The sequence below is a fragment of the Bradyrhizobium altum genome, from assembly GCF_020889705.1.
Classification (GTDB): domain Bacteria; phylum Pseudomonadota; class Alphaproteobacteria; order Rhizobiales; family Xanthobacteraceae; genus Bradyrhizobium; species Bradyrhizobium altum.
In genome coordinates this window covers 48333-64001 of sequence record NZ_JACMYP010000009.1, presented here as the reverse complement: position 1 = coordinate 64001, position 15669 = coordinate 48333, and the positions used below count along the sequence as shown (strand labels likewise).

Below are 15669 nucleotides of genomic sequence, written 5' to 3'. Positions count from 1 at the left end.
GCGGAGAGCTTCGGTTTCATAGGGAGGCAACATTGCTTGGGCAACTCGACCCGGTAATCCTGGCGCGTGCGCAGTTCGCGTTCACCGTCTCCTTCCATTTCATCTTCCCGGCCTTCTCGATCGGGCTCGCGAGCTACCTGATGGTGCTGGAGGCGCTCTGGCTGAAGACGGGAGAAGGCGTCTACGCCAATCTCTACCGCTACTGGCTCAAGATCTTCGCGGTCACGTTCGGCATGGGCGTGGTGTCGGGCGTCGTCATGTCCTACCAGTTCGGCACCAACTGGTCGGTGTTCTCCACCAAGGCAGGACCGATCATCGGTCCTCTCATGGCCTATGAGGTGCTGACAGCGTTCTTCCTCGAAGCCGGCTTCCTCGGCGTCATGCTGTTCGGCATCAGCAAGGTCGGCAAGGGCCTGCATTTCTTCGCGACCTGCATGGTGGCGCTCGGCACGCTGATCTCGGCGACCTGGATCATCGCGGTGAACAGCTGGATGCAGACGCCCGCGGGCTTTGCGATCAACGCCAAGGGGCAGTTCGTGCCCGCCGACTCCTGGCTGCCGATCATCTTTACGGCGAGCTTTCCATTTCGCCTCGTCCATACCGTGATCGCGGCCTATCTCACCACTGCTTTCGTCGTCGGCGCCGTCGGCGCCTGGCATCTGCTCAGGGACCGCGACAATCCGGGCGCGCGCAAGATGTTCTCGATGGCGATGTGGATGGCCGCGATCGTCGCGCCGATCCAGATCCTGGCCGGCGACGCGCATGGGCTCAACACGCTGGAACATCAGCCGGCCAAGGTGCTGGCGATGGAGGGCGACTATCAGCCGAGTCCGAATGGCGCCCCGCTGATCCTGTTCGGCTTCCCAAGCAACGACGAGGCGCGGGTCCGTTACGAAGTCTCGATACCTCACATCGGATCGCTGATCCTGAAGCATGATCCATATGCGCCGCTTCAGGGCCTCACCGACTTCCAGCGCGAGGACTGGCCGCCTGCGCATATCGTGTTCTGGTCGTTCCGGATCATGGTGGCGTTGGGGTTTGCGATGCTCGGTGTCGGCCTCTGGAGCCTCTTCGCCCGCGCGCGCGGCAGGCTCTACGACTGGCGCTGGCTGCATCGCGTCGCGGTTGCGATGGGGCCGGCAGGCTTCATCGCCGTGATCGCCGGATGGGTCACGACCGAAGTCGGCCGCCAACCCTTCACGGTGTACGGCCTGCTGCGCACCGCGGAATCGCATTCGCCGCTTGCTGCCCCCGCGGTCGCCGCCTCGCTCATCGCTTTCGTGCTGGTCTATTTCAGCGCGTTCGGGGCCGGCACCTATTATCTGCTCCGGCTGATGGCCAAGGCGCCGGAGCGGAAGGAGCCGGAGCTGCCGAACCTGCCGCAGCGCGCGGCCGGCATCACCCCGGCGGCAGGTGTCGGCGCGCCGCTGACAGCTGGGGAGTAAATGCCATGATCAGCATCGACCTCACCATCTTCTGGGCGGCGATCATCGGCTTCGCCGTGATGGCCTATGTCGTGATGGACGGCTTCGACCTCGGCATCGGCATCCTGTTCCCGAGTTTTTCGATCGGCGACGAGCGCGATCAGGCGATGAACTCGATCGCGCCGGTGTGGGACGGCAACGAGACCTGGCTCGTGATGGGCGGCGGCGGGCTGTTCGCAGCTTTCCCGCTCGCCTATGCCATCATTCTCCCGGCGACCTATCCGCTGATCATCGCGATGCTGCTCGGCCTCGTGTTCCGCGGCGTCGCATTCGAATTCCGCTGGCGGGACGCTGGCCACCGTGCGTTGTGGGACATGGCCTTTTCTCTGGGCTCGGTGGTTGCAGCACTGGCACAGGGCATCACGCTCGGCGCGATATTGCAGGGCGTCCGGGTGGAGAATGATGCCTATGCAGGCGGCTGGCTCGACTGGCTAAGCCCATTCAGCCTGCTGACCGGGATTGCCGTCGTCATCGGCTATGCCCTGCTGGGCGCAACCTGGCTGATCTGGAAGACCGAAGGAACGAGCCAGCGCCACGCGCGCCGCCTCGCCTTCTGGCTCGGTCTCGGGACGCTCGCTGCGCTTGCGGCGGTGAGCGCAGCGACGCCTTTCCTGCATTACGATTACTGGCGGCGCTGGTTTGCGCTACCCGGCGTGCTGCTCACCGCGCAAGTGCCGCTGCTGGTCGCGATCTGTGCGGCGACCCTGTTCTGGGGCCTTAAGCGCGATTTCGAGCGGCTGCCTTTCGCGATGGCACTCGCGCTGTTCCTGCTCGGCTTTCTCGGTCTCGGCATCAGCATCTATCCCTATATCGTCCCCCGCGCGGTCACGATCTGGGATGCGGCCGCACCGCCCGAGAGCCAGTCCTTCATGCTGGTCGGCGCGCTGGTCATCGTCCCGGTTATCCTCGCCTATACGGGCTGGGCCTATTGGGTGTTCCGAGGCAAGGCCGGCGTCCACGGATACCATTGATGGAGAGCCAGCTTCCGCTCTGGAAGCGGCTGGCCTGGATGGCCGCGATTTGGGCCGCGAGCGTCATCGCGCTCGGATTGGTCGCCGGCCTGATCCGCCTCGTCCTGACAGGCTGACGTCACCCCAGAGGAGGGATGAATCGGTCGGCGAGCGTAACGACGAACCGGTCAGCGATCCGTCGGCCAGATCGCGTCGCGCTCAGCTCTGCTCTCGGGCTTTTCGCTTCGGCAGCCGCACCGTCAGCACACCGTCATCGAAATCAACTTGCATTCGATCGGGGTCGACCGAACATGGCAGCCGCATGACGCCCAAGAATCTGAACGAGCGTCCCACGCGACAACGGCCTTCCGACTTGTGCCGTCCGAGGCTCGGTTCGGCGAGAATGGTGAGCACGTCACCGTCGACCATGACCTCGATCTCGTCTTCGTTAAGGCCAGGCAGGTCGGCAAGGACCACCACATCGCGTTCGTCTTCGTACACGTCAAGGTCAAGCATGCGGGGACTGTGCGGTTACGAGACTGCCTCGATCACCTCGTCGCCATGTCGAAATTGCACGGATTTCCATCATTTGGATTTGGCAGCCGGCACCTTCGGCGCAAGTTCCGGCTCGACGTCGTCGAGGAAGCTCGCCGATGGCACGAAGAACAGTGCGCCGGTCACGGCGCGGCTGAAGTCCAGCAGTCTGTCGTAGTTTCCCGGCGGCCGGCCGACGAACATGTTATCGAGCATCTGCTCGATACGATGCGGCGATCGCGCGTATCCGATGAAGTAGGTGCCGAACTCGCCCTTTCCGAACTCGCCGAACGGCATGTTGTCGCGAACGATTTCCAGCTGATCTCCATCCTCGACAATGGTCGTCAGGACGTTGTGCGCATATGGCGCCTTCGCCGCATCCAATTGCTCGATATCGGAGAGCTTGTGTCGACCGATGATGTTTTCCTGTTGCTCGACCGGCACTGCATTCCAGCGCGCCAAATCATGCAGATACTTCTGCGCGATGACGTAACTTCCGCCGGCGAAGGGCGCATCCTCCTCGCCGACAACGGTTGCGCGTTCAGCGTCGGCGCCGACAGGGTTTTCCGTCCCATCGACAAAGCCCATCAGATCGCGGTCGTCGAAGTACTTGAAGCCGTGCACCTCGTCGACAACGGTCACGACGTTGCCGAGCCGTGACATGATCTGCGCTGCGAGCTCGAAACACATATCCATGCGAGTGGAACGGATATGGAAGAGAAGATCGCCCGGCGTCGAAACCGCATGATGCACGCCACGAATCTCTCGAAACGGATGCAGACCCTTCGGTCGCGGCGCGCCAAACAGCCGGTCCCAGACGTTGGAACCTATGCCCATGACGCACGACAACCGCCCCTCGAGGTCACGGAAGCCGACGGCCCGTAACAGCGAGGACAGGTCCGCGCACAGACCACGCACGGCGACGTCGCTTTCCGGTCCCGAATTGACCGTCACGACCAGGAAGATGGCTGCCCGCGTGAGACGCGCGACGACCGGTTGCGGAACAGCAGACGGCACACTTTGCTCCTTTGGTGACCTCTGAAAGGTCTCTAATCCATGTCCCGAAAAGCGTGGCCGTCAGCTTTCACGCCCAAGATGACACTCGAGGGCACCAGGTCCTGGGCACAAGTGCCGTCGAACAACCAATCGCCCTTGTCCGCAAGGTCAGGGAGATCTGCGCCCTTGCGCACATACAGTCCGATCGCGGGCTTCTTCACATTGATGTAGAGATCGTACTCTTCCATTTTACCAACCTTCCTGAAACACCAAGCCTATCGTCCGCCGCTCCGGGATCGCGTATGCGACGCGCCGGAGTACAGGCGTCATGACGTCAACAGCTTGCACGGGAGCGCCGGCTTTCCGCGCGCCTGCCCGGCCCAAGCCGGACAATCCGTCTCTCGCGTCCGCGCGAGCGATATAATCGGCAGTCACAGCTTGACCGGCCGCCCCGACTTCTCCTCCTCCAGCGTGACGGCAATATCCGCATTGGCGGAGAGACGAACCTTGTCGCCTTCGACACCCGCTACGAAGCCCATTTCAATGTAGTGATGATGGCCTTCGTGATGAGCAAAACTGTCGGACTTCTTGAGCTTGATGCGATCGCCCTCGACACGATCGACTGTGCCGACGTGAACGCCGTCCGCGCCGATGACTTCCATATTCCCTTTGATCTGGTCCGCCATGAGTTGGTTCTCCTGTTCAATTTCCGACTAGTCCGACATTGTCTTCGGCGTCCCGGGAGACGTCGACACGCTCCCCTGCTGCCACGCCATCAGTCCTCGAAAAGCCTGGCCATGTCGGCGTCGCAGCAAAGCCGAACCTTGTGGCCCTCGATGTTGTTGACGAGATCGAGGCCGATATAGTGGTGATGCTTCTTGTGCGGACCGCCGTCGCGCTTCTTGAGCTTGATACGATCACCTTCGACGCAGTCCACCGTGCCCAGATGATCGCCATCGAAGCCGACGACCTCCATGTTCTCCCTGATTTCGTCCGTCGCCATGCTTTCCTCGTTCGACTGAATCTCAGTCCTCGCTTCGCCCTGATGTCCGCCGCCGCCTCGGATCACGGCCTCAGATCATGCCTTCATCGTCCTGGTCCGCGATCGACGCGGCCTTGCCGTTGAATGTGAGGCCGTCCTTGCCTGCCGAGATCTTGACCTGCGAACCGTCGCGCACATCACCTGCGAGCAGCATCTCCGCCAGCGGATCCTGCAGGTAGCGCTGGATGACGCGCTTCAGCGGACGGGCACCGTATGCGGGGTCCCATCCCTTGTTGGCCAGCCAATCCCGCCCCTTGGCGTCGAGCGACAGCTCGATCTTGCGATCGTCCAGAAGCCGGCGGAGCCGCGCAAACTGTATTTCGACAATCCGGCCCATCTCGTTCTTCTGAAGCCGGTGGAAGAGAATGATGGCGTCGATCCGGTTGAGGAACTCGGGCCGGAAATGCGCCCGCACCATCGTCATGACCTGCTCGCGCACCGCGCTGGTTTTCTCGCCTTCTCCCTGGTTGACGAGCAGCTCCGCCCCGATGTTCGAGGTCATGATGATCAGCGTATTGCGGAAATCGACGGTGCGGCCCTGGCCGTCGGTCAGCCGTCCGTCGTCGAGCACCTGAAGGAGGACGTTGAACACATCCGGATGCGCCTTCTCAATCTCGTCGAACAGCACCACCTGATAAGGCCGCCGACGCACCGCCTCGGTCAATACGCCGCCCTCGTCATAGCCGACATAGCCGGGCGGCGCGCCGATCAGCCGCGCGACCGAGTGCTTCTCCATGAACTCGGACATGTCGATCCGGACCATCGCCGTCTCGTCGTCGAACAGAAATTCCGCTAGTGCCTTGGCGAGCTCGGTCTTGCCGACGCCGGTCGGTCCGAGGAACATGAACGAGCCCATCGGCCGATTGGGATCCTGTAACCCCGCGCGCGCGCGACGTACCGCTGTCGACACGGCGCGCACGGCTTCGGCCTGCCCGACGACGCGCTTGCCGAGCGCCTCCTCCATGTGGAGCAGCTTCTCCTTTTCGCCTTCCAGCATCTTGTCGACCGGAATCCCGGTCCAGCGCGACACGACCTGCGCGATGTTGTCGGCGGTCACCGTTTCGCCGATCGACGTGCTCTCGCTGGTTTCGACCGCGGCAAGCTTCTTCTCGACCTCGGGGATCCTGCCGTAGGCAAGCTCACCCGCCTTCTGGAATTCGCCCTTCCGTTGCGCATTCGCGAGTTCAGTGCGAAGCCGTTCGAGCTCGCTCTTCATCTTCTGTGCATCGGAAAGCTTGCCCTTCTCGGCCTGCCATTTCGACGTCAAATCGGCCGACCTCTTCTCGAGATCGAGCAATTCCGTCTCCAGCGTCTGCAGGCGGCTCTTCGAACCGGCGTCGTCCTCCTTCTTGAGCGCTTCCTGTTCGATCTTCCGTCGGACGATCTCGCGATCGAGGTTGTCAAGCTCCTCGGGTTTGGAGTCGACCTGCATCTTCAGCCGGGCGGCCGCCTCGTCGACGAGGTCGATCGCCTTGTCCGGCAGGAATCGGTCGGTGATGTAGCGGTTCGACAACGTCGCCGCCGCGACCAGCGCCGAATCCGAGATGCGAACACCGTGATGGAGCTCGTACTTCTCCTTCAGACCGCGCAGGATGGAGATCGTATCCTCGACCGTCGGCTCCGACACGAACACCGGCTGGAAGCGCCGCGCCAATGCCGCGTCCTTCTCGACATGCTTGCGATATTCATCCAGCGTGGTCGCGCCGATGCAATGCAACTCGCCACGGGCCAGCGCCGGCTTGAGCAGGTTGGAGGCGTCCATCGCGCCGTCGGTCTTGCCGGCGCCGATCAACGTATGCATCTCGTCGATGAACAGGATGATGCCGCCTTCGGCCACCGTCACCTCGTTCAGGACCGCCTTCAACCGCTCCTCGAATTCGCCGCGATATTTCGCACCGGCGATCAAGGCGCCCAGGTCAAGCGCAAGCAGCTTCTTGTCGTTCAGGCTCTCCGGCACGTCGCCGTTGACGATACGCAGCGCCAGCCCTTCGACGATGGCGGTCTTGCCGACGCCGGGTTCGCCGATCAGCACCGGGTTGTTCTTGGTGCGGCGCGAGAGCACCTGAATGGTGCGGCGGATCTCCTCGTCGCGACCGATCACTGGATCGAGCTTGCCGTCGCGCGCGGCCTGCGTCAGGTCACGGGCGTACTTCTTCAGCGCGTCATAGGCGTTCTCCGCCGATGAGCTGTCGGCCGTGCGCCCCTTGCGCAGCGCGTTGATCGCAGCCTCCAGATTTTGCGGCGTGACGCCGCCATCCCTCAGAAGTCCAGCTGCATCGCTGTTCCGATCCGAAGCCAGGCCCTGAAGCAGCCGCTCGACCGTGACGAAGCCGTCTCCCGCCTTCTCCGCGGCCTGTTCTGCCGCGGTGAATACGCGGGCGGTTTCGGGCGCGAGATAGACCTGTCCAGCGCCGCCTCCCGACACCTTCGGGAGCTTGTTAAGCGCCGCTTCCGTTGCTTTCAGGATCGCCCGCGAATTGCCGCCGGCGCGGTCGATCAGGCCGCCCGCCAGACCTTCGCCGTCATCGAGCAAGACCTTGAGGATGTGAAGAGGTGTAAACTGCTGATTGCCTTCTCGCGTCGCCAGCGACTGCGCCGACTGGATGAAGCCTCTTGCACGATCGGTATATTTTTCAACGTTCATGAGATCACCTCAAACCGGAAACACCGGCGCATGCCGTCTTAATTCCGATTTCATCGACCTGTCGGCGAACGCGCCCTTTTCGCCTCGAGGTGCTGTTCCAATCGACCGAGGTCGATCACCATGCGCTCATGGGTGCCGCTGCCGATCTCTTCGGATTCGTCATGGGCGGTCACCGCGAAGACCAGGCGCCGTCCATCGACGCCGGTGACTTCGGCCTCTGCGGTCACCCGCTGTCCCGCCGGCGTCGCGGCGATGTGCCGGACGTCGACCGCAGTCCCGACCGCCGCCTCTCCGGGTTCGAGATAGCTCCGGACGGCGTTGAGCGCCGCGTTTTCCATCGCAAGGATCATCACCGGCGTCGCGAGAACCGGTGGCAGCGTCGGGTCCTTGAACTGGCTGGCCAGATGTTGCGGCTTCACGTCGAGCGTAAAGCGGCCCTTTGCGCCGAGAGGCACCGGCTTCATGTTTCACACCGCCTTCTGGAACAGTTCCTCGACATAGTCCCAGTTCACCAGGTGATCGAGAAACGCCTTGATGTAATCGGGCCGTCGATTGCGATAGTCGATGTAGTACGAGTGCTCCCAGACATCGCAGCCGAGAATGGGTTTGGCGCCGTGCACAAGCGGACTTTCGCCGTTCGCAGTCTTCATCACGACGATCTTTCCATCCTTCACGGCCAGCCAGCACCATCCAGAGCCGAACTGGCCAACACCAGCCGCCACGAAGTCGTCCCTCATCTTCTCGGTCGAGCCGATATCCGCGTTGATCCGCTTCTCGAGGCTGCCAGGGATCGCGCCGCCGCCTCCTGGCTTCATCCACTTCCAGAAGTACGTGTGATTGAGATCCTGGCTCGCATTGTTGAAGAGCGGCGTACTTTTACCGAAGGAACCGACGACGACCTCCTCGAGGCTCTTGCTTTCCCATTGCGTACCCTTGATCAGCGTATTGAGGGCGTTGATATAGGCCGCGTGATGCTTGTCGTGATGGTACTCGAGCGTTTCCTTGGACATGTAGGGAACGAGCGCATCATGGGGATAGGGTAGATCGGGGAGGGAAAACGACATGTGACTTCTCCGGCTCATGATCTGCTGTGTGAGCGAACATCCGGGTTTGCGACGTGGGCTCGATCGCTCATGCCGATAGTTGCGTATCGCGATCCGCCGAGTCGCAATCGCCGATCTGACGGATACTTCCTCAGCAACCGACGTGCCAACTCAGACGGCGCGGAATATCAATACGTTACAGAGCGACAAGAACGCGCCGTTGGACAAGTTGTCGAGACAACGCGAGACAAACTGTCCGAGATGGCAGGAACCAGACGAGGCTTGAACAGACGTTCTTGCGACAGCAAGCGACGTACGCGGTTCACTCGACGCATCGGATGCTGCGCACAAGCCTTGATGCGCGACCCACCCGCCGTCCTACGTCTTCGGTCCGTACATCAACTCGAGTGCTGCAAGCGCAGTGAGGATATATCCGCCATCATTGTCCATATCGTCATCCGTGGAGAGATCAAATTCCCTCCAAACGCCCTCAAGATTGCCGGCCGTTCTTTCGTTGATGACCTTGGTAGCCAGATCACTTATGACGCCGAACTGCACAAGGTCGTAGTGCAGGCCGTCGGCATCGGAAAACAGACCGTGCTTGCGCAGGAACGCAGCCATCGGCATCGACGTTTCGCTGAGGTAGAAAAGCAGGTCGCCTGCGTCCAAGGGACGATCCATCGCCTGGGGCACGAAGCCGACCTGCTCGACAAGTTGAGCGGCGCATGATCGAAGATCGGTCGTGAGCTGGTTCAGCGATACAACAGGCATTGCGGATCTCCTCACCTGTGAAAACGGATCCTCGACCGGCCCGGGTTCTATCGGTCCCCGGCTCTAGCCGCCTGATCGGATAACGACGCGCGCACTCAGGTCTCTACTTGACCCTGCGGCCATGGAAGAACCCGGCATTCGTCGTGTTCTCACGAATGTTGGCCGTTTCGCCTTGCTCCGCCGCGTTCTTCGCCTTTCCCTTCGGCTGCGGCCCGGCATTGCGGTCGGGTTCCGATCCGGTCCCCTTTGGACTCCGGTTGGCAGGCGGGACAGGTGGCATCTTGTTGTGACGTGACATGGCGGCAACTCCCTTTGAAGACAACGGATCGAGACTCCTGCCGATATCGTGGGAGATCGAGCAACTGACGTGCCAAATCGAACCAGCAACGAAATCAGCCTCATAGCGTGACAGTTCTCATCGGGATAAAGACAATTTGTCAGTGCCAGGTCAGACAAACTGACCGGCGAATTTGTTCGTCGAAATCCTCCCTTGTAATTGACCATCGCGCGACGCAATTCGCGCCACGTCGCTTTCACGTGTCTAACGCTGCGCCACGGCGAATCGTTGCACCGCGATCGCCTTGACCTCGAAAGGTCGGGCAAACCATCTCTCGCGGTCAGCCGGGAGCTTCCCGCAGCCAGACCGAAAAGGTCGTGCCCTTTCCCAATTCGCTTTCGACCGAGATCCTACCACCTTGTCGGGTCACGAGCATCTGGCTAATTGACAGCCCGAGGCCGGTGCCTTCCCGTCTCTTGGTCGTGAAGAAGGGATCGAAGATCCGCTGCATGATATCGGGCGTCATGCCGGCGCCGGTGTCGCCGACCTCGATCACGACGCCGCGACGGAGACCTTCCTGGCGATCGAACGTCCGCAGCGTCAGCCGTCCGCCGTTGGGCATTGCGTGAATCGCATTGACGATCAGATTCACCAGCACCTGCTGAAGCTCGGTCCTGTTCATCGAAATCGGGCGCGACGCGCGATACTCCTTGTCAACGGTGATCGTCGTCTTGTTCAGCAGGTGCTGGACCAGCGGCAGCGTATCGTTCACGATCTCGTCCGGCTGATACTGCTCGACAAAGCCTGCGTATTCCTGCGGCTTGGCGAACTGAAGCAGTCTGGTGACGATCTCGCTGATCCGTCGCAACTGCTCGTCGATGAGCCGGAACTCCGTCTTCGCGGAATCGACCTTGCTACCCATCAGGTCGCGGATGACTTCGAGATTGCCCTGCACGACGGCGATCGGATTGTTGATCTCATGCGCGATGCCGGCGGTGATTTCACCGATCGCGGCGAGCTTCTCCGACATGATGAGCTGCTTGGTGGTCGCCTCCAGTTGCTGGTTGGCGAGTTGCAGCTTGCTGGTGCGTTCCTCGACGCGCTGATTGAGCTCCTCATTCCATTGTCGCAGCTGGGTATCGCGCTCGTGAAGCTGGTCGAGGAGCCGATCGAGGTGGAGCGCAACCCGGCCGATTTCGTCCTGATCGCCAGCATGCCCGGTTCGAGCGTCGAGCTCACCTCGTTCGACCCGGCTAATCGTACCCGTCATGCTCTCGAGAGGACGGAAGATTGCCGCGGCCCACCTCAGAAACAATGGAACAGTGGCGGCAACGGCAACCAGGAAAGCAACCGCGATCTCGAGCAGCGTCCGGCGCTTCGCTTCGGTGAAAGGCTTTTGAAGAAAGCCGGCGTAGAGCATGCCCACGCGATGATTGTAGCTATCGAGGAGCGGCTCATAGCCCGAGACATACCAGTCGTTGACGACGAATGCGCTGTCGAACCAGCTTCCACCGTCCTCGAGGACGGCCTTGCGGACCGCCGCAGACACACGGGTGCCGATCGCGCGCTGCGTCTCGAACAACTCCACATTGGTGCTGATGCGTACGTCATCGAGAAACAGGGTGACAGTGCCACGGCTCTCCCGAGGCAAGCCCAAGCCATGATAGATAAGATCATTGATCGTATCGACGAATGCGAGATTCTGATTCAAGAGGATGCCGCCTACCAGCGCAGCACGCCGACCATCGGGCAGCATCAGCGGGTTGGCCGACTGAAGGATCAGGCCGCGCGTTTCCTCCGCCTTTGTGCTCGGAGCGCTCCCGATCGTCGGAACGAGTTCGATTCGTGCCCGTCGCGCGAGATCAGGCGATACCGCCGAAAGCTCGGTCGCCTCGAAAACGTCGATGGCTGTCCTTGCGTGCCCTTCGAGCGCGGTGCTGATGACCGGCCAGTTCCAACGGACGGAGGCCGACGCAAGCGGATATTCGCTTGCCACGATAGATCCGCCGTCGACCACGATATAGAGAAAATCGAACCCGCGGGCTTGCGCAGTTTCATTGAGAAGTGCCGCAAGATCGTCATCAGCACCACCTTGCCTCTGTAAGGTCTTCTGAAACCGCGCGGAGCCGGTGACGAAAGCCAACTGGTCTCCCGTATTCTCCATGATGCGGGTGAGATACTGATGCGCGATAGTCAGATCATCGTGGACCTTGGAGAGCAGCGCTTCGTCGAACTTGGTGTTCCAGCGATAGATGCTGATCCCCAGCAGCAGCGGGAGGATCACGAGCATCGGCACGAGAGCGATCGCCAGCAATCGATAGCGAACCGAGCGCCGATTGCTCATCGAGCGAACGGCTATACTTTCCAGCTTGCGCATTTGCGGTCGACCGTCTTGCGCGAGATGCCAAGCCGCCGCGCAGTTTCGTCGCGATCTCCGCCTGTCTCGCGAAGGATAGCCAGGATATGGCGTCGCTCCACCTGAGCAAGACTCTCCCCGCCGCTCTCGCCATGATCAAGGGCTCTCTCGAAATCCTCCGGGAAGGTTCCGAGAATGATGGTCCGCTCGATCAGATTGCGCAGCTCCCGGATGTTTCCGGGCCACTCGTAGTGCGTCAGGGCCGCGCGCACACGCTCGCCCATGGGCACGGCAGGCATGCCGAGCTGCTGGGAAATATCGCGCATGAATATTGCGGCGAGCTCAAGGACGTCCTCGCCGCGGTTTCGAAGCGGCGGCATGCCGATTTGCATGATATTCATTCGGAAGTAGAGGTCAGCGCGGAAACTGCCGGCCTCGACCCGGCTTGGCAGATCGGCATTGGTGGCGAAGACGAAGCGGGCGTCGAACGGGACCTCTCGTTCCGCCCCAACGGGACGCACGCGGCGATCCTCGAGAACCCGCAGCAGCTTGCTTTGAAGCGTGTAAGGCAATTCGCCGATCTCATCGAGAAACACGGTCCCGCCCTGCGCGTGCATGAACAGGCCCTCGCGAGCCCGTCCCGCACCCGTGAACGCTCCCTTGAGATGGCCGAACAGTTCGCTCTCGATCATATCGGCTGGAATCGCGCCGCAATTGATCGGCACGAAGAGCTTGTCGGCGCGATTGGAGAGGGAATGAAGCGAGCGGGCGGCAACCTCCTTGCCGGTTCCGGATTCGCCGGTAAACAGGACCGGCGTGGGTAACGGAGCAACTCGCGCGATGATATCGCGCACCTGTTGGATTGCGCCCGACTGACCCAGTAGCTTGTTACGTAGGAACGTTTCGTATGAAGCGGATGTCAGCTCATGACGCAGCACGTAATTCTCTCGCTGCAGCCGCGTTCGATCCAGGCATCGGGCTACGGCGTTGAGCAACTGATTGGAACGGAAGGGCTTGATAACGAAATCGACAACACCGGCCCGTAAAGCCACGATGGCTGTATCGAGGTCGGCGTAGGCCGTCATCAGAATCACATCGGCGAAGAAGCCGATCGCCCGTTGTTCGGCAAGCCAATCAAGACCGGCCTTCCCGGGCATGACGTTGTCAAGGATGACCACATCGAAATGCCGGCTGTCGAGCTTGCGCGACGCCTCCTTGGCATCCGCCGCCTCCTCGATCAGCTTGCAACGCGGCCGCAGAATCTTGACGAGAAAGTTGCGGATGCCGGGCTCATCATCGATGACCAATATCGACGCCTGCGAGAGCCAAGGGCCGAACTCCGGGCCGCCGACGGGTTCGACAACTTCCTGGGTTGAATCCTCCGACATTCGGCCCTTCTCCTGGCGTCGCCTGTACCCTAACAGGGGACAGGCCCGAGAACCACAACATCACATCCGTGCAAAAGCCTGTTTTAACGCGATCGCGCGCCGGCCCCGACCGGGATTCCGGCTTGTCGGCCGCGACGAAGACTAGGTCGCCTCGCCGCTGACCTCATCATGCAACCGCGCAAGGACCCGCCGCATGCCATGAAGCTGGTCCACGAGATGAAGCACCACATCGATGCCTTCGTCGTTGATCCCCATTCCGGCCGCAAGATCCTGAATGAAGCGCGCGCGGGCGACGTCGCCCTCGGTGAATGTCATCCCGGTGATGGTCCGCTCCGGGATCAGCCACTCCTGCTCGAGCCAGAATTCCAAGGTCTGCCCCCGCACACCGGAAGCAATCAGAAACTCCTGCCTGCTCATGATCATGATGCACCGCCTTCGCGGGGGTTGAATTCCTTGCCCTTGCCCCATCCCGATACGAACGCCTCAAGCTCCGGGTCCGGCGAATTCGGCAGGACGATCTTTAGCTTCACGAGCTCATCGCCGCTTCCGCCGCCGTGACGCGGCGCGCCCTTTGCGCGCAGGCGAAGCGTCGTCCCGGTGTTCGATCCCTTCGGGACTGACATGGTCACTTCGCCGGTCGGTGTCGGGACGCGCACCCGCCCACCCAGAACGGCTTCGGACAGCGAGATCGGCAATTCCAGTGAGATGTTGTCACCGCCGCGCGTGAAGCGTCGGTCGGGCAGGACTTCCACATCGATCAGCGCATCGCCAGGCCCGCCCTTGCCGGTGCCGGGCGCACCTTTGCCTTTCAGACGCAGGATCTGGCCGTCGACCAGCCCGGGTGGGATCTTCACGTCCAATGCGCCGCCGTCCGGCAACGTGATGCGCTTGTTCCCACCCGTGATCGAATCCACGAAATCGATTGCAAGCCGATAATGCAAATCTGCGCCGCGACGATTCGCGCGCGCCCGTTGACTGCGCTTGAGAAGCTCGGCGAATGGGCCCTCGCCGTCCATGAAATCGGCGAAGCCGGCACCGCTGGTGTAGGGGTGGCCGTCGTCCGCGCCGGCGAAATCCCGGTAGAAATGATGTTGCGGCTGGTCCGCACCTGACGCGTCGATCTCTCCATCGTCGAACCGTTTCCGCTTCTCGGCATCGCCGAGCAGATCGTAGGCGCCTGCAACTTCCTTGAACTTCTCTTCGGCTTTCTTGTCACCGGGGTTGAGATCCGGATGAAGCTTCTTCGCCAGCTTGCGATAAGCCTTCTGAATGTCGGCGGCGGAAGCCGACGATGAGACGCCGAGCACATCGTATGGATTGGTCGCCACCTCAGCTCTCCCGGCATCGCCATCGGCACGTCTGGATCGCGCGACGGAGGCGTTCGCGAGCCGCGGTGCTGTTCGATGGCAGGCTGATGTTACGCAACATGTCCCGGGTCCACATATCCTGGATAGTTCTTGGCCTGCTGCGGCGTCATCCGCGCCTGATCCGACGCCCCCGGCACACCCCGCGGGCCGAGCTTGGCCCGCGCGATGTCATCCTCCGTCAAACGCGGCTTGCCGTCGTCTAGCTGTCCATCGCCTCCGTGATCTATTGCCATGGTTTCTCCCTGATTCTGCGAGGAGCCTTGTGGCTGGCATTCGATTCAGAAGCCGAACGGATCTTGAACGCAACGCTCCGCGTCATCGCCCCGGTTGCAAGGTGAGGCTCTCGACGCCGGCGGCAATGATCACGCCGGTCGACGCCTGAACGCTGAGCGGTTGCAGCGCGATGCTGTTGTTCGAGCCGCCCAGCAGCACATTTCCGCCCACGCCCACCACGGCCGCCGCCATGGCGTCGACCCCGACATAGGTACCGGCAAGGTCGCCGCGACCGGGCTGCACCACGGGTGCAAATACATTCCAGGCAAGCGCCGTGGTCTCCGTGAAGCCGATATCGAGACCGAGCTTCTGCATTGTCGCTACGTAATAGTCTTCCGGCATTCCGTTGATCCGCAAGACACATCGAAGATTGACCACAGTCCCCACAAGGAATCCGACGGTCGCGCCGCCGAGGCACTCGAGCACGCCGACTTGCACCTTCTGAGCCGGCTGCGCCGGTTGCTGCGCAAGGCCGGGTGACACAAGCGCGCTCAGCATGGTGGCGGCAATAACGATGGAAAAACCCCGATGACGTCGCATGAGA

General features: G+C 61.7%; 17 protein-coding genes. 3 read left to right on the top strand and 14 right to left on the bottom strand.

The features are described 5' to 3' along the window. The first annotated feature begins 32 nt into the window (after positions 1-32). Genes H8B02_RS04955 through H8B02_RS04945 form a run of 3 tightly spaced genes read left to right on the top strand, consistent with a single transcriptional unit; the run spans position 33 to position 2571 of the window. Entirely contained in the window at positions 33-1445 is a 1413-nt protein-coding gene (locus H8B02_RS04955; protein WP_229165136.1) for a cytochrome ubiquinol oxidase subunit I, read from the top strand. 5 nt (positions 1446-1450) lie between these two features. Next, positions 1451-2455: a cytochrome d ubiquinol oxidase subunit II gene (gene cydB / locus H8B02_RS04950; protein WP_233287507.1), complete on the top strand. Its 1005-nt coding sequence runs from the start codon at positions 1451-1453 to the stop codon at positions 2453-2455. Further along, the gene (locus H8B02_RS04945; protein ID WP_229165135.1) at positions 2455-2571 is read left to right on the top strand and encodes a DUF2474 domain-containing protein; all 117 of its coding nucleotides are present in this window, start codon (positions 2455-2457) and stop codon (positions 2569-2571) included. The genes cydB and H8B02_RS04945 overlap by 1 nt, the downstream gene beginning before the upstream one ends. Positions 2572-2653: 82 nt before the next feature. Here the strand turns inward: H8B02_RS04945 and H8B02_RS04940 are convergent, their stop codons facing one another. From H8B02_RS04940 to H8B02_RS04870, 14 genes are all read right to left on the bottom strand, one after another. Continuing rightward, the gene (locus H8B02_RS04940) at positions 2654-2950 is read right to left on the bottom strand and encodes an Hsp20/alpha crystallin family protein (protein WP_229165134.1); all 297 of its coding nucleotides are present in this window, start codon (positions 2948-2950) and stop codon (positions 2654-2656) included. A gap of 69 nt (positions 2951-3019) precedes the next feature. After that, positions 3020-3985, bottom strand: coding sequence for a Dyp-type peroxidase (locus H8B02_RS04935; RefSeq protein WP_229165133.1), 966 nt, complete (start codon positions 3983-3985; stop codon positions 3020-3022). A 32-nt stretch (positions 3986-4017) separates the two neighbouring features. Beyond that, the gene (locus H8B02_RS04930; protein ID WP_229165132.1) at positions 4018-4212 is read right to left on the bottom strand and encodes a hypothetical protein; all 195 of its coding nucleotides are present in this window, start codon (positions 4210-4212) and stop codon (positions 4018-4020) included. Positions 4213-4395: 183 nt separating this feature from the next. Next, positions 4396-4650 carry a DUF2171 domain-containing protein gene (locus H8B02_RS04925; protein WP_229165131.1) on the bottom strand — a complete coding sequence of 85 codons (255 nt, stop codon included), beginning with the start codon at positions 4648-4650 and terminating at the stop codon, positions 4396-4398. Between the two features lie 89 nt (positions 4651-4739). After that, positions 4740-4967 (bottom strand): DUF2171 domain-containing protein, encoded by a 228-nt coding sequence (locus H8B02_RS04920; RefSeq protein ID WP_229165130.1) that lies wholly within the window; start codon positions 4965-4967, stop codon positions 4740-4742. A 70-nt stretch (positions 4968-5037) separates the two neighbouring features. Beyond that, complete coding sequence (gene clpB, locus H8B02_RS04915) at positions 5038-7650, bottom strand: ATP-dependent chaperone ClpB (RefSeq protein WP_229165129.1); 2613 nt, start codon at positions 7648-7650, stop codon at positions 5038-5040. A 50-nt stretch (positions 7651-7700) separates the two neighbouring features. Further along, the gene (locus H8B02_RS04910; RefSeq protein ID WP_229165128.1) at positions 7701-8114 is read right to left on the bottom strand and encodes a thioesterase family protein; all 414 of its coding nucleotides are present in this window, start codon (positions 8112-8114) and stop codon (positions 7701-7703) included. Between the two features lie 3 nt (positions 8115-8117). After that, positions 8118-8714, bottom strand: a complete 597-nt coding sequence (locus tag H8B02_RS04905) for a superoxide dismutase (protein WP_229165127.1) — start codon at positions 8712-8714, stop codon at positions 8118-8120. 357 nt (positions 8715-9071) lie between these two features. Then, entirely contained in the window at positions 9072-9464 is a 393-nt protein-coding gene (locus H8B02_RS04900; protein ID WP_229165126.1) for a hypothetical protein, read from the bottom strand. A 617-nt stretch (positions 9465-10081) separates the two neighbouring features. Beyond that, a complete protein-coding gene (locus tag H8B02_RS04895) occupies positions 10082-12085 on the bottom strand; it encodes a sensor histidine kinase (protein WP_229165125.1) in 2004 nt (667 codons plus the stop codon). A gap of 11 nt (positions 12086-12096) precedes the next feature. Continuing rightward, positions 12097-13485, bottom strand: coding sequence for a sigma-54-dependent transcriptional regulator (locus H8B02_RS04890; RefSeq protein WP_229165124.1), 1389 nt, complete (start codon positions 13483-13485; stop codon positions 12097-12099). 141 nt (positions 13486-13626) lie between these two features. Next, positions 13627-13908, bottom strand: coding sequence for a chaperone modulator CbpM (locus H8B02_RS04885; protein ID WP_229165123.1), 282 nt, complete (start codon positions 13906-13908; stop codon positions 13627-13629). Continuing rightward, entirely contained in the window at positions 13905-14813 is a 909-nt protein-coding gene (locus tag H8B02_RS04880) for a DnaJ C-terminal domain-containing protein (RefSeq protein WP_229165122.1), read from the bottom strand. The genes H8B02_RS04885 and H8B02_RS04880 overlap by 4 nt, the downstream gene beginning before the upstream one ends. 354 nt (positions 14814-15167) lie before the next feature. Next, positions 15168-15665, bottom strand: a complete 498-nt coding sequence (locus tag H8B02_RS04870; protein WP_229165120.1) for a DUF992 domain-containing protein — start codon at positions 15663-15665, stop codon at positions 15168-15170. Positions 15666-15669: the final 4 nt, after the last annotated feature.

Coding starts and splice junctions, on each gene's coding strand:
- cydB (WP_233287507.1), top strand. CDS start 1,451: ATGATCAGCATCGACCTCACCATCTTCTGGGCGGCGATCATCGGCTTC.
- H8B02_RS04945 (WP_229165135.1), top strand. CDS start 2,455: ATGGAGAGCCAGCTTCCGCTCTGGAAGCGGCTGGCCTGGATGGCCGCG.
- H8B02_RS04940 (WP_229165134.1), bottom strand. CDS start 2,950: ATGCTTGACCTTGACGTGTACGAAGACGAACGCGATGTGGTGGTCCTT.
- H8B02_RS04930 (WP_229165132.1), bottom strand. CDS start 4,212: ATGGAAGAGTACGATCTCTACATCAATGTGAAGAAGCCCGCGATCGGA.
- H8B02_RS04925 (WP_229165131.1), bottom strand. CDS start 4,650: ATGGCGGACCAGATCAAAGGGAATATGGAAGTCATCGGCGCGGACGGC.
- H8B02_RS04920 (WP_229165130.1), bottom strand. CDS start 4,967: ATGGCGACGGACGAAATCAGGGAGAACATGGAGGTCGTCGGCTTCGAT.
- clpB (WP_229165129.1), bottom strand. CDS start 7,650: ATGAACGTTGAAAAATATACCGATCGTGCAAGAGGCTTCATCCAGTCG.
- H8B02_RS04910 (WP_229165128.1), bottom strand. CDS start 8,114: ATGAAGCCGGTGCCTCTCGGCGCAAAGGGCCGCTTTACGCTCGACGTG.
- H8B02_RS04905 (WP_229165127.1), bottom strand. CDS start 8,714: ATGTCGTTTTCCCTCCCCGATCTACCCTATCCCCATGATGCGCTCGTT.
- H8B02_RS04900 (WP_229165126.1), bottom strand. CDS start 9,464: ATGCCTGTTGTATCGCTGAACCAGCTCACGACCGATCTTCGATCATGC.
- H8B02_RS04895 (WP_229165125.1), bottom strand. CDS start 12,085: ATGAGCAATCGGCGCTCGGTTCGCTATCGATTGCTGGCGATCGCTCTC.
- H8B02_RS04890 (WP_229165124.1), bottom strand. CDS start 13,485: ATGTCGGAGGATTCAACCCAGGAAGTTGTCGAACCCGTCGGCGGCCCG.
- H8B02_RS04885 (WP_229165123.1), bottom strand. CDS start 13,908: ATGATCATGAGCAGGCAGGAGTTTCTGATTGCTTCCGGTGTGCGGGGG.
- H8B02_RS04870 (WP_229165120.1), bottom strand. CDS start 15,665: ATGCGACGTCATCGGGGTTTTTCCATCGTTATTGCCGCCACCATGCTG.